Origin of the sequence: Methanococcus voltae, assembly GCF_017875395.1 — an archaeon.
Taxonomy (GTDB): Archaea; AGJL01; Methanococci; order Methanococcales; family Methanococcaceae; genus Methanococcus; species Methanococcus voltae_C.
Genome location: NZ_JAGGMO010000007.1, coordinates 68,781 through 90,918, shown reverse-complemented (window position 1 = coordinate 90,918; position 22,138 = coordinate 68,781). Strand labels below are relative to the sequence as shown.

The 22,138-nt window shown below is 29.8% G+C and carries 18 protein-coding genes; 13 read left to right on the top strand and 5 right to left on the bottom strand.

What is annotated here, in order from left to right; genetic code table 11:
* The first annotated feature begins 378 nt into the window (after positions 1 to 378).
* The 5 genes from J2127_RS07575 to J2127_RS07555 all read left to right on the top strand — a co-directional run bounded on the left by J2127_RS07575 (position 379) and on the right by J2127_RS07555 (position 5,041).
* On the top strand, positions 379 to 1,143 hold the full coding sequence (locus J2127_RS07575) for a molybdopterin-guanine dinucleotide biosynthesis protein MobB (protein ID WP_209732950.1): 765 nt from the start codon (positions 379 to 381) through the stop codon (positions 1,141 to 1,143).
* Between the two features lie 235 nt (positions 1,144 to 1,378).
* Entirely contained in the window at positions 1,379 to 1,663 is a 285-nt protein-coding gene (locus J2127_RS07570; protein WP_209732949.1) for an ArsR/SmtB family transcription factor, read from the top strand.
* 452 nt (positions 1,664 to 2,115) lie between these two features.
* Positions 2,116 to 3,228 carry an OBG GTPase family GTP-binding protein gene (locus J2127_RS07565; RefSeq protein WP_209732948.1) on the top strand — a complete coding sequence of 371 codons (1,113 nt, stop codon included), beginning with the start codon at positions 2,116 to 2,118 and terminating at the stop codon, positions 3,226 to 3,228.
* A 142-nt stretch (positions 3,229 to 3,370) separates the two neighbouring features.
* Positions 3,371 to 4,267: a type II methionyl aminopeptidase gene (map, locus tag J2127_RS07560; protein WP_209732947.1), complete on the top strand. Its 897-nt coding sequence runs from the start codon at positions 3,371 to 3,373 to the stop codon at positions 4,265 to 4,267.
* A 207-nt stretch (positions 4,268 to 4,474) separates the two neighbouring features.
* Positions 4,475 to 5,041, top strand: coding sequence for a GMP synthase subunit A (locus J2127_RS07555; RefSeq protein WP_209732946.1), 567 nt, complete (start codon positions 4,475 to 4,477; stop codon positions 5,039 to 5,041).
* A 72-nt stretch (positions 5,042 to 5,113) separates the two neighbouring features.
* Here J2127_RS07555 and thiC read toward each other — a convergent pair whose 3' ends face one another.
* On the bottom strand, positions 5,114 to 6,394 hold the full coding sequence (gene thiC / locus J2127_RS07550; protein ID WP_209732945.1) for a phosphomethylpyrimidine synthase: 1,281 nt from the start codon (positions 6,392 to 6,394) through the stop codon (positions 5,114 to 5,116).
* Positions 6,395 to 6,687: 293 nt separating this feature from the next.
* On the opposite strand from thiC, the gene dph2 reads away from it, so the two are divergent.
* Positions 6,688 to 7,653: a diphthamide biosynthesis enzyme Dph2 gene (gene dph2, locus J2127_RS07545; RefSeq protein WP_209732944.1), complete on the top strand. Its 966-nt coding sequence runs from the start codon at positions 6,688 to 6,690 to the stop codon at positions 7,651 to 7,653.
* A gap of 46 nt (positions 7,654 to 7,699) precedes the next feature.
* Here dph2 and J2127_RS07540 read toward each other — a convergent pair whose 3' ends face one another.
* The gene (locus J2127_RS07540) at positions 7,700 to 8,329 is read right to left on the bottom strand and encodes an L-threonylcarbamoyladenylate synthase (protein ID WP_209732943.1); all 630 of its coding nucleotides are present in this window, start codon (positions 8,327 to 8,329) and stop codon (positions 7,700 to 7,702) included.
* 201 nt (positions 8,330 to 8,530) lie between these two features.
* Positions 8,531 to 9,292 carry an MTAP family purine nucleoside phosphorylase gene (locus J2127_RS07535; RefSeq protein WP_209732942.1) on the bottom strand — a complete coding sequence of 254 codons (762 nt, stop codon included), beginning with the start codon at positions 9,290 to 9,292 and terminating at the stop codon, positions 8,531 to 8,533.
* A gap of 252 nt (positions 9,293 to 9,544) precedes the next feature.
* On the opposite strand from J2127_RS07535, the gene ribK reads away from it, so the two are divergent.
* The 4 genes from ribK (at position 9,545) to J2127_RS07515 (ending at position 14,050) form a co-directional block, all read left to right on the top strand.
* Positions 9,545 to 9,934 carry a CTP-dependent riboflavin kinase gene (gene ribK / locus J2127_RS07530; RefSeq protein WP_209732941.1) on the top strand — a complete coding sequence of 130 codons (390 nt, stop codon included), beginning with the start codon at positions 9,545 to 9,547 and terminating at the stop codon, positions 9,932 to 9,934.
* 94 nt (positions 9,935 to 10,028) lie between these two features.
* Complete coding sequence (gene ribB, locus J2127_RS07525) at positions 10,029 to 10,724, top strand: 3,4-dihydroxy-2-butanone-4-phosphate synthase (protein ID WP_209732940.1); 696 nt, start codon at positions 10,029 to 10,031, stop codon at positions 10,722 to 10,724.
* Positions 10,725 to 10,816: 92 nt separating this feature from the next.
* Positions 10,817 to 11,287: a riboflavin synthase gene (gene ribC, locus J2127_RS07520; protein ID WP_209732939.1), complete on the top strand. Its 471-nt coding sequence runs from the start codon at positions 10,817 to 10,819 to the stop codon at positions 11,285 to 11,287.
* Positions 11,288 to 11,701: 414 nt separating this feature from the next.
* Positions 11,702 to 14,050, top strand: a complete 2,349-nt coding sequence (locus J2127_RS07515) for a CDC48 family AAA ATPase (RefSeq protein ID WP_209732938.1) — start codon at positions 11,702 to 11,704, stop codon at positions 14,048 to 14,050.
* Between the two features lie 116 nt (positions 14,051 to 14,166).
* On the opposite strand, the gene J2127_RS07510 is transcribed toward J2127_RS07515, so the two are convergent.
* Complete coding sequence (locus J2127_RS07510) at positions 14,167 to 15,297, bottom strand: tRNA (guanine(10)-N(2))-dimethyltransferase (protein ID WP_209732937.1); 1,131 nt, start codon at positions 15,295 to 15,297, stop codon at positions 14,167 to 14,169.
* A gap of 660 nt (positions 15,298 to 15,957) precedes the next feature.
* On the opposite strand from J2127_RS07510, the gene nrdD reads away from it, so the two are divergent.
* The 3 genes from nrdD to J2127_RS07495 all read left to right on the top strand — a co-directional run bounded on the left by nrdD (position 15,958) and on the right by J2127_RS07495 (position 20,489).
* Entirely contained in the window at positions 15,958 to 18,276 is a 2,319-nt protein-coding gene (gene nrdD, locus J2127_RS07505) for an anaerobic ribonucleoside-triphosphate reductase (protein WP_209732936.1), read from the top strand.
* Positions 18,277 to 18,564: 288 nt separating this feature from the next.
* On the top strand, positions 18,565 to 19,269 hold the full coding sequence (queC, locus tag J2127_RS07500) for a 7-cyano-7-deazaguanine synthase QueC (RefSeq protein WP_209732935.1): 705 nt from the start codon (positions 18,565 to 18,567) through the stop codon (positions 19,267 to 19,269).
* A gap of 176 nt (positions 19,270 to 19,445) precedes the next feature.
* A complete protein-coding gene (locus J2127_RS07495; protein WP_209732934.1) occupies positions 19,446 to 20,489 on the top strand; it encodes a sn-glycerol-1-phosphate dehydrogenase in 1,044 nt (347 codons plus the stop codon).
* A 127-nt stretch (positions 20,490 to 20,616) separates the two neighbouring features.
* Here J2127_RS07495 and hemL read toward each other — a convergent pair whose 3' ends face one another.
* Entirely contained in the window at positions 20,617 to 21,900 is a 1,284-nt protein-coding gene (gene hemL, locus J2127_RS07490) for a glutamate-1-semialdehyde 2,1-aminomutase (RefSeq protein WP_209732933.1), read from the bottom strand.
* Positions 21,901 to 22,138 lie beyond the last annotated feature (238 nt).

Here is a 22,138-nt window from a genome sequence, read left to right as displayed (position 1 = left end):
CTAATATATGTATTAATATAAAATAAATAATTATATCATATTATTCATATTTCATATCATATCTTAATAAAAAAATAATTTAAAATAAATATATAAGCATAATGGTCATTATTTGCCTAAAAAAAGAAATTATAACGTTAAATAAGTTAAAAAAGTATTTAACATGATTAAATATGACAAATATGTGATTTTCAATTTCAATAAGTAAAATATAAATATACCAATATACATTTAGTAATTAATAAACTTATTTCAAATTAGAATATTATTTTAAAAAATAAAATAAAAATTAAATTAATTACAAATTGTAATTTTTAGTACTAGTATCCTACAACACATATATGACATGATATTATAGTTAAGGAAAGGAGTGTAAGTATGAGGGTAATTGGAGTAATAGGTAAAAAAGACACCGGTAAAACAAGTATTATATGCGATATATTGAAGCATGTAAGTGGAATTAGTGTCGCCACCATAAAAAAAACACATCACGACGTTGAAGTAGATACGCCAAATACGGACTCATATAGGATGAAAGAAAACTCTAACTTGTCAGTATTGTCAACAGGTGCTAAAACTGGTTTTTATTACGATAAGATGTCGTTATATGAAATTTTATCAAAATTAGATTACGACCTTGTAATTATTGAAGGGTTTAAAGAAGAACTTATTGAATTTAACATTCCAAAAATATTGATGGTTGAAGGTAAAAGGGGTTTAGATTTATTAGATAATCAGGTTATAATGACCATTGAAGACTTTAAATATGATATCAAGGAAGTTATAGAAATGATTGCTGATAAAGCAGTAGTACCGACATACAACTTTAATTGTGGACATTGTGGATACGATTGTAAGCAATTTGTGGAAAAAATGATAAAAGGCGAGGATAATCTAAAATGGGATAGATGTGTAATGTCATATTCTATTAAAATAACCGCCAATGATAAAATAATACCTGCAAATCCTTTTGTATCGGATATCATAAAAAATACAATTAAAGGTATGATGGTCAGCTTGAAATCAGTTGAAAATCCTGAAAAAATTACTGTATCATTTGATGAAACTTCAGATAATGATTTATCAAGTAAAATTGTAGTGAAAACTATCAAAAATGAGGAACTAGATTCTAAAAAGAATTGATAACTATTTTTTATACTATTATTAAACATCAATACATGTTTTAAATACCAAATGATATATTTGAATATACGAATATTTATATATGAAAACATGCTATGATGATAGAGTGATAAAAGATATCATATTTCAAATTTTTAAAAATATTTAAAATAATATTTGAAAATAAAACAAAATACCAAAAAAAGAATTAAAATACAGAAACAGTCTACTAAGTAAGTATATAACGGTGATAACTATGATGAGTGAACAAGGTTACGAACACATGGCAGAAACATTTAAAGCATTTGCAGACCCTACAAGATTAATGATTTTAAGATTATTAAACGAAAACGAAAGTATGTGTGTTTGTAAAATTATTGACGAATTAGGTAAACCTCAACCTACAATCTCCCACCACTTAAACATCTTGAAAAAATCAGGATTGATTAAAGCAAGAAAAGAAGGCACTTGGAACCACTACTATATTGTAAACCCCAAAGTCAAAGAAATGGTGCACATCATTGGCGATTTTGAAAATTAAGAAAATGGTTTTAGCTTCAAAAAATCAAAAATATAAATGTGCTACTTTTTTAAATAGCACACTACTTTTTTAAATTTATAAGATACTTTTATATATAATTTAAACAGAATTAAAAGAATAATAATAGAAAATATATTTTAAACTAAGATAAATTAATATATCGTACATTATGTAAGGATAAATCCCAATTAAGAGATATAGCAATCCCTTTTGTAGATTTTAAACTTAAAAAAAATTTTAATATTAAAAACAGCCGTAATATGCTTTAAAAAATTAAATAAATGAAATAGTTGAATTTAAAAAATTATTGCGTTTGAATAAAAGTAGTTATCATATTTCGATGTATAAAATATAAACATAATATAACCCGAATATTATACTATTTTAAAAAAGCTAACATATTAACTCAAATACAGTAATTTTTAAATATAGGCTCATACCCTGGTGAAATAATGGGAGTTCAGGAAGATATTAGAAAATTAGAAGAAGAAATTAAAAATACGCAATATAACAAAGCTACTCAAAAGCATATTGGAAAATTAAAATCAAAATTGGCAAAATTAAGAGAAGAATCGCAAAATCCCTCAGGTTCTGGTGGTTCTTCAGGACCTGCATATGCTATAAGAAAAACAGGAGATGCTACAGTAGCTTTTGTAGGTTTCCCATCAGTTGGTAAATCTACACTATTAAACAAATTAACCAATGCCAATTCCGAAGTGGGTGCTTACGCATTTACCACCCTTACGATAATTCCTGGGCTTATGGAGCACAAAGGTGCTAAAATACAAGTATTGGATGCTCCAGGTATCATATCGGGTGCTTCTTTTGGTAGAGGTAGAGGTAGCGAAGTTTTAGCAGCAGTTAGGAACGTAGATTTGATAATGGTTATTGTGGATGTATTTTCCCCCGAACACATCCCTGTTATCGAAAGAGAATTGTCAAACGTAGGTATTAGATTAGACCAAATACCTCCTGAAGTTAAAATTGCAAAAAGAGATAGAGGAGGAGTTGCCGTAAATACTACTCTCCCATTGTCTAAAATAGATGAAGATACAGTTGTTGCGATACTTGGAGAATATAAAATACATAATGCAGATATCGTAATTAGAGATGATGTCGATGCTGACCAATTAATCGATTCAGTTATGGGGAATAGGTCATACATTCCTACGCTTGTTATTATAAACAAAATTGACCTTGCAGACCAGGAAAGCTTAGATATTATGGAAGGAGCAGTGCATGACAGACCTCACGTATTTGTTTCAGGACACAAAGAAATAAATTTAGAAGAATTAAAAGATAAAATATTTGAAACACTTGGATTTATTAAGTTATACTTAAAACCACAGGGTAAAAAGGCAGATATGAAAGACCCATTAATTATTCTAAAGAATTCGACAGTAAGGGATGTTTGTAATAAATTACACAGAGATTTTGTTAAAAATTTCAGATATGCACAAGTTTGGGGACCTTCAGCAAAGCACCCTGGTCAGAGAGTAGGATTAGACCACGTATTGGGCGATGGGGATATATTATCGATTGTTGTTAAAAAAGCTGGACAATAAGGTAATAAATTGTAAATTATAAAATGGAACATAAAATAATATAAAAAATAACCAATAATCAGTAATAATGAATAATGAATAATGAATGATAAATTGGTACCAATTATAAAACTAAAAATAAAATTTACAAATAAGGGATAAAATGGAGAATAATGAAGAGTTAGAATATCAAAAAATTATGGAAGCTGGGGAAATTGCATCTAAAGTGAGGGGCGAAGCTCAAAAAATGATAAAGCCCGGTGTGAAATTATACGATATAGCAGAGTTTGTTGAAAATAGGATAAGAGAATTAGGTGCAGAGGTTGCTTTCCCTTGTAATCTATCCAAGAACGATATTGCAGCACACTATACACCATTTACGGGCGATGAATCAGTATTTGAAGAAAATGATGTTATAAAATTAGATTTGGGTGCACATATTGATGGTTTTATCGCAGATACTGCTCTTACCGTTGACTTATCAAATAGTTATTCCGACTTAAAAAAGGCTTCAGAAGACGCATTAAAAACCGTTATAAATTCTATTGAATTACCTATGAACGTTGGAGATATGGGTAAGATAATTAGCGAAGTTATAGAAAGTTACGATTTAAAACCCGTTTCAAACCTTTCTGGACACGTTATGCACCAAAATGTGTTACATTCTGGCGTTAGCATCCCTAATGTTTATGAGAAAACTAAGGATACTATAGATGTTGGAGATTTAGTGGCCATTGAACCATTTGCTACAGATGGATACGGGGCTATTACTGATGGAACAGATAAATACATCTATAAATACATAGTTTCAAGACCTTTAAGGTTACCTTCTGCTAGAAATATCTTAAAAGTTATTGAAAGTAAATTCTGCCATTTACCATTTTCCGAAAGAGATATTGCTAAATTAAATCCCAAATATAAAATGGGATTAAAAGCTTTGGTTAACGCAGGTTGTTTATACGCATATCCTACCTTAGTTGAAAAAGAGCATGGTATGGTATCACAGTGTGAGCATACTATCTATATTACGGAAGATAAAATAGAAGTAACGACAAAATAAATTTAGCATACTACCATATTACTATATTATTTTCAATTTTTTTACCATGAAAAATATTTTATACTTAAAACAGTATAGTAAAATAATCAAAATTGTAATTAAAACTTTCAAAACTAATAATCTATTTTAAAATTATAAATCTAAGTTTAAAACCGTTATAAATTATATTATAGAGATAATATAGATATATTAATTAAAGGTGTAAATATGATAGTTATTTTAAATAATGGCGGACAATACGTTCACAGAATTCAAAGAAGTTTAAAATACATTGGTGTAAAATCAAAAATCATAACCAATAGTACAACCCTTTCAGAAATAGAATCTGACGAAAGTATTAAGGGAATTATCTTAAGTGGCGGTCCAGATATAGAAAAAGCTACAAACTGTAAAGATATTGCTTTAAACTCAAAATTACCAATATTAGGAATTTGCCTAGGTCACCAATTGACTTGCGAAGCTTACGGGGGCAAGGTTTCGAGAGCAGAAAGCGAAGAATATTCTAGTGTAACAATAAAAGTTAAAAATCATGACGATTTATTTGAAGGAGTTCCTTCAGAATTCACCGCATGGGCTTCACATATGGATGAAGTAAAAGAAGTTCCAGAATGCTTTGAAATATTAGCTAACTCAGCTATTTGCGAAGTTGAAGCTGTGAAACACGTTTCAAAACCAATTTATGGCGTACAATTCCACCCTGAAGTATCACATACCGAATACGGAGATGTAATTTTAAAGAATTTCTGTAAAGTTTGCGATATTGAAACTCAATAAGATAATAGTAAATTAAAATGTATAAAAATAATAAAAAAATAATATAAAAAATAATAATTTTAAAATTATAAGTTATCTTTTACCCAATTCTTCAACCATTAATAAAGCGCAGTAATCCCCGCAAACACTGCAAGCTTTTTCTTCTTTTGAAGGTATTTCTTCCCTCATTTTTCTTGGTTTTTCAGAATCTAAAGATAATTCAAACTGTTTTTCCCAATCGTGTTCTTTTCTTGCTTTTGCCATTTCTGCTTCTTTTTCCCATGCGCATGAATTGCCTTTTGCCACATCTGCGGCTTGAGCCGCTATCTTAGAAGCCATTAAACCTTCAATAACATCTTCGTCTTTCATCAATCTAACGTGTTCTGCAGGTGTAACGTAGCATAAGAAGTTAGCACCGCTGTATGCTGCAAGAGTGCCACCTATTGCGGAAGTTATGTGGTCATAACCCATTGCTAAATCAGTTACTAAAGGACCCAATACGTAGAATGGCGCATTTTTACATAAAGTCTTTTGTATTTTCATATTTGCAGCTATGTTGTTGTATGGCACGTGTCCCGGACCTTCTACCATCACCTGAACGCCTGCATTTCTACATCTATCCACTAATTCACCTAAAGTGATTAATTCTTGAATTTGAGGTCTATCAGTATTATCCACTAAACAACCTGGTCTCATACCGTCGCCCAAACTTAGGGTTACATCATGCTCTTTTAAAATCTCTAAGAGGTAATCAAATTGTTGATAGAGAGGATTTTCCCTATCATGGTGCATAATATAAGCAGTTAAGAAAGCTCCACCCCTACTTACTACGCCCATGACTCTTTCATCATTTTTAAGTGCTTGAACGCTTTGTTTTGTGATACCGCAATGTAAGGTCATAAAGTCAACGCCTTCTTTAGCTTGTCTTTCTATAACGTTAAAGATTAAATCTTCGTCCATATCTACAACTTTTCCGTATTTATTTTTAGCGTCAACCCCAACTTCATAAATAGGAACAGTACCAATTGGTAAATTAGTATTGGACATTATTTCCTTTCTTATTTCAGGTAAATTACCGCCAGTACTTAAGTCCATTATTGCGTCTGCACCGTATTTATTTGAAATAGCAACTTTTCTCAATTCTGAATCGATATCGATACAATCTGGAGATGTACCTAAATTTACATTAACCTTTGTGGATAAACCTTCACCAATTCCAACAGGTTTAGTATCTCTATTTATATTTTTAGGAATAACTACATATCCTTTGGCAATAAGTTTTCTAAGTTGATTTATATCCATATTTTCTTGTTCTGCTACGTATTTCATTTCTTCCGTAACATTACTTTTAATAGCTTCAGTCATTTGCGTCATAATTTCACCAATACGATAAAATATATAATCAAATTATAATAAAAATTATGATAATACGATTATAGATATTTTTTTAATCATTATTATTACATTACCAATTATTAAATACTTAATATATTTAAAACAATATTATAATTTAAGAGATATTGTGTCAACTATTTTATAAATCCCTTAATAAGTACCAAAATTTAAATCTAATTTAAATCCATATTAAAATATAAAATGAATAAAATATACTTTAAATATTATAAAATAATGATATAACAAAAATATTATTGATAAATGGTGGAAAAATGTGGAATTTAGAAACAGAACGTGTATATAATTATATTTGTAATTCAAAAGCTAAAAAAGTTATTTTACAAGCACCCGAAGGTTTAAAAAGATCCGTAGATTTAGAAATATCCAAATTACGTCAAAAGTTTATAGAAGATAATACAAAACCCGAAGAAATACCAAAAATGATAATATGGGGAGAATCTTGTTTTGGGGCATGTGACTTGTGTGACAGGGAAGTATCATTATTAAATCCTGATTTAATAGTTCATTATGGACATGAAGAGCTTTCCTATGTTAAATCAGAAATTCCGGTGATATATGTTCACGCATATTACAGTGTAGATGAAGATTTTAAAAAAAATATGGAAAAACTCCAAAAAGAGCTAAACAATCCTACCATAGTTAGTACAATTCAGTTTAAAAAATGCCTTGAAGAATACGACCCCAATATAATTTTAGGATGTAGGGCAGTAATAACTAACTGGAAAAACGAAGAATCAATATTATATGTAGGAACAGGTCGATTTCACCCATTAATGATGGCATACAAATTTAAAAAAACTGTTAAAATATACAATCCGCTTTCCCAGGAAGTTTCAGAAATAACAGAATCTGAAATCAAAAAAATGATTAAAATAAGAATTGGAAAAATAACAAAATTAATGTTAAATCCTCCAAAAAAAGTGGGTATTGTATTATCTACAAAAAAAGGGCAGTGTAGAGCTAAAGTATTTGAAAAAATGATTGAATTATGCGAAAAAAATAAAATTGAGTATACCCCAATCGTTTTAAATAATATTTCTCCGTCAAATTTGATATATAAAGTTGACGCATATGTTATTTGTGCCTGTCCTCGTATTGTGTTAGATGATTATTCCAACTACGATAAAACACTAGTTACAGCTCGAGAATTTGAAATGTACGTCAAAGAAGACTTTGAGTATATATTTGACGAAGTAATGGAACATGATTTCGTATAAATTAGCATATTGCCATTGTGGTATGTTATTATTATAATATATTATTTTATTTTATTTTTTTATAATTGTGTTTTTTTAAATCTAATTCTTTTAAAATTGTTTTAAAGGATATGGAACCTTCCCTTATTAATTCTAAACTGTTATTTGTTATTTTTATAATCGTAGAAGGCTTTTTGTATTCACAATCGCCATCATCAATAATAATATCAACTTTATCCATTATTTCTTTGTCTATATCGGACATAGAATAAGAAGAAGGTCTACCACTGACATTAGCACTTGTAGAAGTTATTGGTATCTCGGATAATTCTAAAATTACTTTTGAATCAGGTATGCGGATACCCACATAATCTTTACAGATATAATCGGGTATTGACTCCTTTTTAGGTAGTATTAAAGTAATAGGTCCAGGCAAAAATTTTTCGATTATGGTTTTAGAAATATCTGAAATATACGCGTATTTTACAATATCGGATTTTTTTTGCAAACTTATAGAAAGAGGCTTTGATTCATCTCTTTGTTTTATTTTATAGATTCTATCTATTACATTTTTGTCGAGAGCATACCCACAAATACCATATATTGTATCGGTAGGACATAATGCAATCTCGCCATTTTTAAGATGCTTTTTAGCTTCATTTAGCGTTATTTCTACCCCTTTTCGAATAATTTTCATAATACCCCAGCAAAATCACATGTCGTGTTAATAAAGACCTTATTATTTTTTAAAATATATTTAACGTATACCTTAAACAAGATATATTCCTTAATTATTATATTTTTTATAAATATTATATATTTATAGTTTAACTCCTCTCAAATCTATTAATTTATTAAAATTAATAACTTGAAAACTTAACAAATTGAGAGTTACGATTTAAATAAATGCACTTTTCATTACATCTTTACAAGGGCAAGTTCGTTCCTCAAACTTGTAATTTATAAAGTCATCTACAACATTAACTATTTTAGCTTCCATTGATTTTACGGTGTCTAATACTTCATCAACAGTTAAATCGCTATCTTTAATACCTGAGCAATAGTTTGAAATGTTGCAAAGTGAACAATAGCACATTTCCAATTCTTTTGCCAAAGAAACTTCTGGGTATGCAGTCATTCCAACAACGTGACCCCAATGTTTGTACATATTTATTTCAGCGATTGTTTCAAATCTTGGACCTTCAGTACATACATACGTACCTTCATTATATGAATACTGTCTTTTATCGAGTATTCCTTTTAAAATTCTTCTTAAATCACTGCAAAATGGATCTAGCATATTTACATGAGCTACTTTTCCATCTTCACCATCATAAAATGTGCTTTTCCTCAACTTTGTGAATTCAATAAAATCATTTGCAACTACGAATGATGAAGGTTCTATTTCAACTTTTAAGGAACCTACTGCATTTAATGATAGTATTCTTTCAACATCCAATTGTTTTAAAGTATACATGTTTGCAAGGTAGTTAATTTTATGAGGTGGAGTACTGTGGTTTAAACCGTGCCTACTAAGTAATACAACACCTTTGTTTTCATCAATCAATACTTTAGCTTCCCCATACTTATTTTCAACTATTTTTTCTTCGCCATCCTTCAAAAGACCAGCTACGCCAGTACCGCCAATAATTCCAATCATAAATACACCACCACTAAGTTGATAATTAATATGCTAGATTAATATACTAAATTGTTAATCTTATTTTTTAATTTTATTTTAGATTAATTTATTTGATATTCCTATCCAATATTGCCATAATTCAATAAATTTTAAATCGATATGTATATTATTAATGTATTATTATGTATAATAAAATATAATAAAAGTATATATAATATTCCTATACAGTAAAATAGAATTCTGGAAATAATATTATTGAATGGCGAAAAAATGAAATTTTATGGGAAAGTTATTAGTGGAAAAGGAAAGGGAAAATATTTTGTAGGTTTAGAACCATACAAACTCGCTTTTGAAAAAAATTTAGGATATATCCCGTACCTCGGAACTTTAAATATAAAAACAGGTCGTGATTTTTGGACCAATGTTGAAAATTATAAAATTATAGACGATTTTGAATACCAAAATGAAAAATTTTATGGAGTAAAATTTGTACCCATTACGATAAAAAACCGCTTCGGTGTTTCTATTAAGGGTTCTATCGTTGCTCCAAAAAAAACAGTTCATTCAAAATCCATTTTAGAAATAATATCCCCCTTAAATCTTAGAAAATACTTAAATTTAAAAAATAATGATATTGTGATTGTTGAGTTAGAAGTCTAAAATCTTTGATACGAATAAAATAACAAGTTAGATATAATAAAACAAAAATATTATCACATCACAAATAATGAAAATTAAAAAATATGGTGTTATTATGGAAGAATATGGAAACGTTAAAAAAGCTATTGAAGCACTTAAAAAAGGGGAAATCGTATTAATCTACGATGATGATAAAAGAGAAGCTGAAACTGATATGGTTATTGCATCAGAATTTATAACTCCTGAAACCATTAGAACATTTAGAAAAAATGCTGGTGGATTAATCTGTAATTGCATAATGCCAGAAGATTGCGACAAATTAGGAATTCCTTTTATGGTCGACATTTTGGGATTAGCTTCTGAAAAATACCCCGTATTGGATAAATTATACCCTGATGACATACCATATGATGAAAAATCATCATTTTCAATAACTGTAAACCACAGAAAAACATTTACGGGAATACCTGATAACGATAGATCTTACACAATTGAAAAATTAGTTGAAATGTGTAAAGAAAACAGATTTGAAGAGTTTGGTTCTGAATTTAGAAGTCCTGGGCACGTTCATTTATTAAGAGCTACTGAAGGCTTAGTTGAAAGAAGACAAGGTCATACTGAAATATCACTTGCACTTTCAAAAATTGCAGGAACATACCCTATGACAACCATTTGCGAAATGATGGGTGACGATGGTAGAGCACTTAGCAAAGAATTAACTGCAAAATACGCCGAAGAAAACAAAATTGTTAATGTAGCAGGCGCAGATATTATAAACTACTATTTAAACGTCTTTTCTAAAAAAGAATAAATTAAATCTTTTTTAATTTATTTAAATAAATATATTCTTAAAACCATATAATTAATAATTTAAAATTATAATTTACAAAATTGGTGTTATACATGAGTATAAAAGTTGGAGTTACGGACACTACATTTGCAAGGGTTGATATGGCTTCTGCTGCAATAAAAAAGCTAAATGAAATGACTAGTAAAATAAAAATAATCCGATACACCGTTCCAGGTATGAAAGATTTGCCAGTAGCTTGCAAAAAGTTAATCGAAGAACAAGGTTGCGAAATAGTATTAGCTTTGGGTATGCCAGGTGGTAAGGATAAAGACAAAGTTTGTGCTCATGAAGCATCACAAGGGCTTATGATGGCTCAATTGATGACAAATAAGCACATTATCGAAGTGTTTGTCCATGAGGATGAAGCGGAAAGTGGAAAAGAATTAGATTGGCTTGCAAAAAGAAGAGCCGAAGAACACGCTGAAAACATATATTACATGTTATTTGACCAAAAACACTTGGAAAAACAGGCGGGTATGGGACTAAGGGAAGGATTTGAAGATGTAGGTCCTGCAAAACGCTAATTAACCATATTGCTTAAATATATACATATAAATCTATTTTTTTTAAATTAAATAATTGTCTTTATTCCATATTTCAAAACATAAATATAAATATTTTTTTTAATAAATATTAATTTAGTAACATAAACTTTGATTAAATTATTTTACAATCTTTATTTATCTTAAAATAGGCTTAAACTTTGTATATTTGCATTTACTACTATATTACAATTATTAATTAATTATTAAACGATAATTATATATTTGTGAAATATCTTATAGTAAATGATTAAAATATTAATTAGAATATTAGAATATTAAAATATAAGATATAAATTAGTAACCAAAAAATATATATAGAACTTCAAAGGACTATTATATTTGTAACATTTATAAAATTATTAAAACTTACTTAAAAAGTATGAGGTGACATCTATGGTGGAACTTATCGTAGAGGAAGCATATCAAAGCGATGTAGGAAAAAGTACCGTAAGAATAGACCCGGTAACCATGCAAAAGCTTTCATTAGAACCTGGCGATGTTATTCAAATTGAAGGAAAAGATAAAACATACGCTACGGTTCTCAGAGGATATCTTGATGACCAAAATACTAAAACAATACGAATGGATGGTTTACTTAGGCAAGTTACCAAAGCAGGTATCGGCGATAAAGTAACCGTTGAAAAAGTACAGGCTAAAGAAGCTAAAAAAATAGTTCTAGCTCCATCAAGACCAGTTAGGTTTAATGCAGGGTTTGAAGACTACGTAAAAAGTAGATTAGACAAACAAGTTGTTGGAAAAGGTTCAAATGTACTCGTAGCAGTATTAGGAACTGCTTTCCAGTTTGTAGTGGTTAATACATCACCTAAATCTCCGGTAATTATTGGCCCGGCTACAACTGTTGAATTAAAAACAGAACCCGCAGGAGAAATTAAAGAAACAAAAGTTCCAAGCGTATCTTATGAAGATATTGGTGGTTTAAGAGAAGAAGTTAAAAAAATTAGAGAAATGGTCGAATTACCTATGAGACATCCAGAATTGTTTGATAGATTAGGTATTGAACCTCCAAAAGGTGTATTACTTGCAGGACCTCCGGGAACTGGTAAAACACTCCTCGCGAAGGCTGTTGCAAATGAATCCGGTGCTAATTACTACACAATAAATGGTCCGGAAATCATGAGTAAATATGTTGGAGAAACAGAAGAAAATTTAAGGAAAATCTTTGAAGAAGCTGAGGAAAATGCCCCTTCAGTAATATTTATTGATGAAATAGACGCTGTAGCTCCAAAAAGGGATGAAGTAACAGGAGAAGTTGAAAGAAGAATGGTTGCTCAGCTATTAACTTTATTAGATGGTCTTGAAAATAGAGGGCAAGTCGTTATACTAGCTGCTACAAATAGGCCAGATTCTATTGATATAGCATTGAGAAGACCAGGAAGGCTAGATAGGGAGCTTACAATTGGAATTCCAGACAGAAACGCAAGAAGAGAAATCTTAGATATCCATACGAGAAGCATGCCCCTTGAAGCAGATTATGATGAATTAAGCTTAAAAGATGGAATAAACTATTTAGCAAATGCTAATAGGAAAGATGTCGATGCAAGGGACAAAGCTAGAAAATTAAAAGAAATGTTAACATCCAGTCATGATTCAAAAGTAGTTGTAGAGAAAGCTAGAGAATTGGGAATTATTGATAAGATAGATAGTGCAATTATTAAATCCTTTGTAAGGGAACTTGCAGACAAAACTCACGGTTTTGCAGGTGCTGATTTATCAGTTTTATGTAAAGAAGCTGCTATGAAATCTTTGAGAAAGTTACTCGACAATAAAACGATAGATCTCGATGAAGAAATACCTAAGGAAGTATTAGAAACCCTTAAAGTTACTAAAGGGGATTTCTACGATGCTTTAAAAGAAGTAGAACCATCAACACTTAGGGAAGTATTGGTAGATGTACCCAACATTAAATGGTCAGATATTGGTGGCTTAGAGGATGTAAAACAGGAATTAATTGAAGCAGTAGAATGGCCTTTAAAATATCCTGATAGATTTATAAAAATGGGCATTAGACCACCTAAAGGAATATTACTCTTTGGACCGCCAGGGACTGGTAAAACGCTCCTTGCTAAGGCTGTTGCAAATGAAAGTGAAGCTAACTTTATCAGTGTAAAGGGGCCTGAAATATTCAGTAAATGGGTAGGGGACAGTGAAAAAGCTATTAGAGAAATCTTTAAAAAAGCAAGACAAGCCTCACCTACAGTGATATTCTTTGATGAAATAGATTCCATAGCACCAGTTCGAGGAATGAGTTTTGGAAATGATGCTGCAGAAAAAGTTGTAAATCAACTTTTAACCGAATTAGATGGATTGGAAGAACCTAAAGATTTAGTTATTATCGCTGCGACCAACAGACCAAAACTTATCGACCCTGCATTATTAAGACCTGGTCGAATTGATAGAATGGTTTTAGTACCTGCTCCAGATTCAGATACAAGACTAAAAATATTCAAAGTACATACTGCAAATATGCCAATTCTTGATAATAACAAGGAAGAAATAGACAAATTACTAGTAGAATTGTCAGAAAAAACCGCAGGTTACTCAGGTGCAGATATTGCTGGGATATGTAGAGAAGCAGCAATGATAACATTGAGAGAAAATCTAGACGCTCAAACAATACCTAAAGAATCATTCTTAAAGGCCATGCGGAAAGTTAAAGCTTCAATTAGTAAGGAAGATGAAGAAGAAAATAAAAAATTAGTTGAAGAATTTAATAATCAATAAATATAAAATAATATAATAAAAAAAATACTCAAATATCAAATCATATTTCTTTTTTAATTTTTTAAACGTATTTTCAAAAAATAAAAGAAAATTCCAATTTAATCGATCAGATGATATTATATGGAACTATTTTCAGAAATTGAAACAATTATATCGGCTAATTTTGCATCAGATTTTAAAGCATAAGGTGTATAATGTACCCTTGAAACTTTAAAGCCTTTATCGGTTAAATCTTGGATAATAACATCCATTGGGGGCACTAATTTTTTAATAAAGCTACATATTTCGTGGATATTATAACTTCCAACCATATCAAATTTAGACTCTTCTTTTAACGTATTTAAGATTTCTACGGCCCTATTCGAATAATTTCTTTCTTTGGCAATATTATGTGCATCATTAACCAAATCTTCGTCATTTAATTTGCCCATGTAGAAAAGACCGCCAAATCCTCGCTCAAATCCATCGAAGTAGTTTCTAGTGCTAATATCTTCATATTGTCTCTTAACATAGCCAAGATTTTCCATTGCTTTTTCCGCTTTTCCAGCTCCACGCTCTGTTATCATAAATGTTCTAACATAGTGGTCAGTACAATGTGAAAATAAAGGTCTTAAACCAATATCATATTTTGCAGAATTTAATATTGCACTTGCAATTAATATCCTTACGGCATACTCCTTATCGCCACGTATTGGGACTGAATTATAACGCCTAATACAAGATTTATGATAAGCCCCACAAAGCACAGCAGTATCGGTAGCCGTCATACATAATATACCACCTTTTGTTAAAGTTGCTCTGATTCCACTATCCATATAGGGTGCTGGTGAACCGAAAGGATCCAAATCAGTGACGTTAAACTCGCGGTAATTTTCAGACAATAATATGTTTGCATCTTTGTGATGTACAGATAATTTAACATTATCATCGAACTCATTTAATTTTATATTTTCGTGAATTGCACGTACTGCATTTGGGTTAATATCGCCGATGGAAATATCTAAAATACCCTTGAAATCAAGTTCTTTTGCATATCTAAGCCCTCTTGCACCGCTTCCACCTAAAGCGTCACAGACTTTAAATTCGTCTCGCTTAAAATTGTTTAAAAAAGCCTGTATTGTGGAAATGGAAATATCTCGATTTACTTCCATTATGGGATTGTAGAATACAGGGTCTTTTTTTGACAAAGTTCTCTCTTCTGAAACGTTTAAATTAGTAGTTCCTTCAATTATTGTTTTTTTAGTCATGATTACACCATAAAATTGAATATATTGATACACTTAAAGAATTTAAAATATCGAAATTTGATGATTAATAGTATTAATACTAATCGAGTTATAAATTAGACTAACTAATATTAATAGTATGATATATAATACATCTTAGGTAATAATGCATATATTAATTCAAGCAATATTTAGTTTTTAAAATACCACTTACTTTTAAATAATATTGTATAAGTAAATAATATATTATAATAATTTTATAGTAAATTTAAACTATGCTAATTTTAAAAGTATTTGTGTAATAATTTTAGATGCATGTTTATTAACTAACTTTTAATAGTGTATATCATATAGTAGTTGATGGTTATTAAAAAAAATTGAATATTAATAAATATTATTAAAATAATACAAATTACGAAATATAGTATTTATAATATTACATAATAATATCATTAACTATTATAATATGAAACACTATGATAAAAAATAGAAAATGATAAAAATACAGTTTAGATGCAACAAATACTATTTATTAAACTAATAATTACTTAAAAATATATTCAAAGAGAAGTTAATTTAATTATATTATAATTCTACTATAATTAGATACTATTAAAATAATTTTCAATTTCATTCTATTAATTTTATTTTTTGAAATCTTTTTATTTAAAGGGTGATTGGATGATAACAAGTAAAAAAATCGTTCCTGATATAAAAATCATTAAAAAAAGTGGAGATAGTGAACAATTTGACATTAATAAATTGGTAAAATCACTTTTAAACTCAGGGGTTGATTATTCAGACGTAGAACCTATACTTTCAAACTTATATGAAAATATAGATGAAGGAATGACCACTGATGAACTGAAAAAAAGTATTTTCAAAGTATTAAAAGAATACGAGGCAAAAAATGGAACCTCAAAATACTCTGAAAAATACCTTTATGACAATTGCCTAAAAATTAGAACATCTGGAAAAGAATTTGAAGGGTTTGACAAGCATAAGATAGCTAAAGCACTTATAAACGAAGCTAATGCAGACGAAACTATTGCTTTAAAAATTGCAAATGAAGTGGAAAAAGAACTCAAAAAAATGGATGTTAAATATCTTACCGCACCTATGATAAGGGAAGTTGTAAATTATAAGCTTATAGAACACGGTTTTGAAGATATAAGACATAAACACACTAGATTAGGTATTCCAGTATATGATATAGACAGATTAATTAATCATGGTTCAAAAGATAATGCTAATTTAATGCATAACCCGGAAAGTATACACAAATGGGTTGCTGACGAAACTATGAAGGAATACGCTTTAATGAAGATATTCCCAAAGCATATTGCAGATTTGCATATGAAAGGAGATATTCACCTTCACGATTTGGAATATGCCGCTGTTAGAACCGTTTGCTGTCAACACGATTTAAGACCATTTTTAATGCACGGCTTGAAAGTTGATGGTACGGGTAGACATACAAGTGTATCAAAGCCTGCAAAAAACCCTGAAGTAGCAATACAACACGCTGCAAAAGTTTTAAGTGCTGCACAATGTGAAATGTCCGGTGGTCAGAGTATAGATGAATTTAACGTATGGTTAGCACCTTATATGAGAGGTTTATCATACCCTGAAGTAAAACAACTTATGCAGATGTTTATTTATGAAATGAACCAAATATATGCTGCAAGAGGCGGACAGGTTGTATTCAGTACAGTAAATTTAGAATTAGAAGCTCCAGATTTTTTAAAAGACAAACCTGCTGTTAAAAATGGACAGATCGTAGGAACCTATGAAGAATATGACGCAGAAATAAAAATAATAGCTGAAGCACTAACTGAGGTTTTAATGGGTGGCGATGCATACGGTAAACCATTCTTATTCCCTAATATCATATTCAAATTAAGAGAAAATGCTTTTAAAAATGAAAATTACGAATTATTGTACAAAATACATAAATTAAGTGCTAAATGGGGACTCCCTTACTTTATAAACATGACTGCAGACTATCAGTTTGGAAATACCAATGCGATGGGCTGTAGAACTCGTTTAAGTGGAGATTGGGGCAACAGTGTTGAAGAGAGTACCCTTAGAACTGGAAACATGCAGTGGTACACCTTAAACTTACCAAGAATAGCTTATGAAGCTAAAGGTGACGATACAAGGTTATTTGAATTATTAAATGAAAGATTACATTTAGTACAAGACGCCTTACAGATAAAACATAGAATATCTCAAAAGAGATTATACGGCGATGAAGAATCAAGACCTGTATTACCATTCTTAACTCAAGAATTCGACGATACACAGTACTACAGATACGATAATACGACCAAGACTTTCGGATTTGTTGGTTTAAACGAATTATTGAAGTATCACATGGGCGAAGAGTTACATACTTCAAAAGATGCCGTCTCATTTGGTGAAAAGGTAATTGGACATATCAAAAACTATGCAGATGACCTTAAAAAAGAAACTGGTCTAAGATGGACAGTTACACAAACTCCTGCAGAAAGTACGGCCGGAAGGTTTGCAAGACTTGACCATAAATACTACAAAGAACAGACTGAATCTGTCGTAAATGGTAATTTAGATGACCTCGGTAGTATCTATTACACCAATTCGTCACACGTGAAAGTAAATTCAGATGTTACACTTGGTGAAAAGGTAAGTATCGAAGAGAAATTCCACCCATTATGTAATGGTGGTCATATCGGACACTTTTGGAATGCAGAAGCTTACGCAGACCCTGATGTTTTGATGAATATAACTAAAAAGATATGTGATTCAAATATTGGATTTTGGACATATACTAAAAATTTAAGTATTTGCGAAGCTTGTAACAAAGCAATGACTGGTTTAAAGGATAATTGTAATAATTGCGGTAGTGATAGCGTAGAAAAATTTAGTAGGATAACAGGATACTTGCAAAATGTTTCAAATTGGAATAGCGCAAAACAAAAAGAGTTATTGGATAGAAAAAGTAATTTACCAAGACTATAAAATAGTATAGTCTTGGCATTTTTAAAATATTTACTCATATATTATTTTTATATTATTTTTATATTATTTTTATATTATTTTTATATTATTTTTATATTATTTTTATATTATTTTTATATTATTTTTATATTATTTTCGTATTTTATTAGTTTTATTTTTAATAGTATGTTTTTAGATTTAATATTAAATCCTATTTTATGTTATTTTAAAAAATATTTTAACATATTATATATAGTATTTAAAATAATAATATAATAAATTAAAAAAATAAAATAAAATTGTGATAAAATGAAAGCAATTTGTGTATTGAGTGGCGGATTAGACTCCACAGTGGCGTCTTTAATTGCAAAACAGAACGGATACGACTTAACGAATATAACTTTTAATTATGGGCAGCAAGCTTTAAAAAATGAGATAATGGCATCTAAAAAAATATCCAAAATATTGAATGCCGAACATAAAATTGTCGATTTAAATTTTTTAAGCGAAATGTGTGAAATAAGCGAATGTGGCTTAAAAACAGGCGATATTCCAACCATTTCTGAAGAAAATTTAGATAATAAGGATATAGCAGAGCAGACAATGAAAAAAGTATGGGTTCCTGCAAGAAATTTAATAATGTTTTCGATAGCCTCAGGACTTGCCGAAGCTATTGACGCCGGTCATATATACTGCGGAATTAATGAAGAAGAAGCAAGTACCTTTCCAGATAATACAATGGAATTTATGGATAGATTTAATAAATGTACTGAATATGGGACGTTAAATAAAGTAAAATTGGAAGCTCCGTTATATAAAATGAATAAAGATGAAATTGTAAAAAAAGGATTTGACTTAGAACAAAAATTGGGTTTAGAAATTTTAAAGTATAGCTATTCTTGCTACCATGAAAACCCTGAATTAATTCATTGTGGAACTTGTGAAAGTTGTATGAGACGAAAAAGGGCATTTAAAGTTTCAAAAATTAATGACGTTACAAATTATTTAAAATAAAAGATAATAACAGACAATAATCAACTAATGGATTAATAGCTAAATTTACTAATCAAATTGACAATAAAATAAATAAACCATCGAAAGTATAAAATTTAATGTATAATTAAAAATTATGGATAAAAAGATAATAATTCTAAAAATAAGTTATAAGTCGATAAATTAAGTGTGATACGATGATTACAATCCCAAGATATACCCTTGTTGAAAATGGGGCAATTAACAAAATACCAGAATTACTAGAAAAACTAAATTTAAAAAATCCTTTGGTAATTACTGGTAAAAGCACTCAAAAATATAACAAATTGGGATACGACTATATTTATTATCAAGAAGTAGAATATGAGAGATTTGGCAAATTAAACGATGAAAATAGAAAGTATATCAAAGAATCTTTTGGAGATTATGATTGCATTTTAGGTATTGGTGGAGGTAAATCCATTGATGTAGCAAAATACGCCTCTAGCATTACTAAAAAACCTTTTATTAGTGTACCCACCACAGCTTCTAATGACGGTATTGCTTCGCCAATTGTTTCGTTAAGTGTGCCCTCATTTATGGCGGAACCACCAATTGCCGTTGTAGGGGATACGGATATAATAAAAAAGTCACCTAGAAAGTTATTGGCTTCAGGTGCGGGAGACATAGTTTCAAACATAACCGCAGTTTTGGACTGGAAGTTAGCACATATCGAAAATAATGAGAAATATAGTGAAAGTTCAGCCATATTTTCAAAAACTATTGCTGAAGAACTTATTGAATATATAAATAATTCTAAAAACAATGACAATTTGAAAGAATACCCTAAAAAAATAGTTAAAGCACTTATTGCTAGCGGGATGGCAATTGCTATTGCTCATTCTTCACGCCCTGCATCAGGTAGTGAACACTTATTTTCACATTCCCTAGACAAACTTAAGAAAGAAGGCACCATAGATAATAAATCACTTCACGGGGAGCAGTGTGGAGTCGGTACACTAATATTTGCCAAAGCATATGTTGAAGAAAGTATGTTAGATAACAAAGACTACTTTGAAATCTTAAAATCTCTAAAAATTGTTAAATCACCGGTTAACATCTTTGAATTAGGTTATGATGAAGATGTAGCTATTGAAGCTCTATGTAACGCCCATACATTAAGGAAAAGATATACAATTTTAAGAAATGGATTTGATAAGAAAAAAGCAATAGATATATTGGAAAAATCCCAAGTTATTTAATTACTGATGAATTAACATTATTAACTAATTCTTTTTTCCATTACATGTTGAAACTTTAAAAAATAAAAAATTAAAAAAATAAAAAATTAAATAAAAGATAAAAAAATTAAAAGTATTTTTTTAAATATTATTTTAAAGACTTAAATGCCTTTTCCATTACATCCATCGTGATTGATATATCCTTTTCCTTATGTGCTATGGATGTGAAACAGCACTCGAACTGTGAAGGGGCTATAAATACGCCATTATTCAATAAACCAAAGAAATATTTACCAAATAATTCAGTATTACTATCTTTTGCAATATCATAATTCAATACTTCGTTTTTATTGAAGTAAACTTGGAAGATAGATGCTACATTGTAAACTTTTGTCTCAATGTTGTATTTGTCAGATAACTCCCTTAGGTGATTTGATAAGATTGTTGCCTTTTTCGTAGTTTCTTTGTAAAAGTCATCATTTAAGCACTTTAAGGTTTCGATTCCTGCGGTTATAGATACGGGATTACCATTAAAAGTACCTGCTTGATATATTGTACCATTTGGTGAAAAGTTTTCCATTAATTCTTTTTTACCAGCAATTGCTCCGATAGGGAAACCACCACCTAATATTTTACCTAAAGTCACCAAATCAGGTGTCACTCCAAAATATTCCTGAGCCCCACCTTTTGATAATCTGAAACCAGTTATTACTTCATCGAATATCAATACAATGTTATTTTCTTCAGTTATTTCCCTTAAGAATTTTAAGTAGTCATCATTTGGTAAAATACATCCTACATTACCCATAACAGGTTCGACTATGATACAAGCTATTTCCTCTTTTTGCTCGGCTATGGTTTTTTTCATCAATTCACGGTTGTTAAATGGCAATAATATAGTATTTTTTGTAGTATCTGCAGGAATTCCGGGAGAATTTGGAGAACCATGTGTTAAAGCACCACTACCACTTTTTACAAGTACATAGTCGTGTGCTCCGTGATAAGCACCGTCAAATTTAATTATTTTATTTTTGCCAGTTACTCCCCTAGCCAATCTAATTGCACTCATTGTTGCTTCAGTTCCAGAATTAACAAACCTTACCATTTCTGCGCAAGGTATCCTATCGATTATCTCTTTTGCAAGTTCAATCTCTTTTTTTGCAGGAACTCCATACGCAGTGCCTAAATCCATCTGTTCTTTTACTTTAGATAATATATCTTGATTTGCGTGACCTAAAACCATAGGACCGTACGCTAAACAATAATCTATGTACTGGTTATCGTCTTCGTCTATCAAATAACATTCTTTAGCACTTTTTACAAAAAAAGGATATGGCTTAAAAGCCCTAACTGGGCTATTTACACCCCCTACTAGGTATTTCCTTGCTTCATCGTATAGATCTTCTGAATTTTGCGTTTTTATAGTATACATTGTAACACCATTAGTCCGTATATTTAAAGTATAATTTTCAATTGATAATGTTGTATTTCATATTTTTAAACTATTTTATATTTTAAACTTATAAGATATAGTTTTTACGATTTGGATAAAGAAATGAAGACTTAATATCAAAACTAATATTAATTAAAATTATATTATTTAAAATTAAAAATAAAATAGGGTAATTATTTGTTAAAAATATATTCAAGAAATATGCAAGAATAATGTT

Excerpts from the sequence above, each read along its gene's own strand:
- ribB (WP_209732940.1), top strand. The coding sequence starts at position 10,029 with ATGGAAGAATATGGAAACGTTAAAAAAGCTATTGAAGCACTTAAAAAA.
- ribC (WP_209732939.1), top strand. The coding sequence starts at position 10,817 with ATGAGTATAAAAGTTGGAGTTACGGACACTACATTTGCAAGGGTTGAT.
- queC (WP_209732935.1), top strand. The coding sequence starts at position 18,565 with ATGAAAGCAATTTGTGTATTGAGTGGCGGATTAGACTCCACAGTGGCG.
- map (WP_209732947.1), top strand. The coding sequence starts at position 3,371 with ATGGAGAATAATGAAGAGTTAGAATATCAAAAAATTATGGAAGCTGGG.
- J2127_RS07540 (WP_209732943.1), bottom strand. The coding sequence starts at position 8,329 with ATGAAAATTATTCGAAAAGGGGTAGAAATAACGCTAAATGAAGCTAAA.
- ribK (WP_209732941.1), top strand. The coding sequence starts at position 9,545 with ATGAAATTTTATGGGAAAGTTATTAGTGGAAAAGGAAAGGGAAAATAT.
- J2127_RS07535 (WP_209732942.1), bottom strand. The coding sequence starts at position 9,292 with ATGATTGGAATTATTGGCGGTACTGGCGTAGCTGGTCTTTTGAAGGAT.
- thiC (WP_209732945.1), bottom strand. The coding sequence starts at position 6,394 with ATGACGCAAATGACTGAAGCTATTAAAAGTAATGTTACGGAAGAAATG.
- J2127_RS07570 (WP_209732949.1), top strand. The coding sequence starts at position 1,379 with ATGATGAGTGAACAAGGTTACGAACACATGGCAGAAACATTTAAAGCA.
- hemL (WP_209732933.1), bottom strand. The coding sequence starts at position 21,900 with ATGTATACTATAAAAACGCAAAATTCAGAAGATCTATACGATGAAGCA.
- J2127_RS07565 (WP_209732948.1), top strand. The coding sequence starts at position 2,116 with ATGGGAGTTCAGGAAGATATTAGAAAATTAGAAGAAGAAATTAAAAAT.
- J2127_RS07575 (WP_209732950.1), top strand. The coding sequence starts at position 379 with ATGAGGGTAATTGGAGTAATAGGTAAAAAAGACACCGGTAAAACAAGT.
- J2127_RS07495 (WP_209732934.1), top strand. The coding sequence starts at position 19,446 with ATGATTACAATCCCAAGATATACCCTTGTTGAAAATGGGGCAATTAAC.
- J2127_RS07515 (WP_209732938.1), top strand. The coding sequence starts at position 11,702 with ATGGTGGAACTTATCGTAGAGGAAGCATATCAAAGCGATGTAGGAAAA.
- J2127_RS07555 (WP_209732946.1), top strand. The coding sequence starts at position 4,475 with ATGATAGTTATTTTAAATAATGGCGGACAATACGTTCACAGAATTCAA.
- dph2 (WP_209732944.1), top strand. The coding sequence starts at position 6,688 with ATGTGGAATTTAGAAACAGAACGTGTATATAATTATATTTGTAATTCA.
- J2127_RS07510 (WP_209732937.1), bottom strand. The coding sequence starts at position 15,297 with ATGACTAAAAAAACAATAATTGAAGGAACTACTAATTTAAACGTTTCA.
- nrdD (WP_209732936.1), top strand. The coding sequence starts at position 15,958 with ATGATAACAAGTAAAAAAATCGTTCCTGATATAAAAATCATTAAAAAA.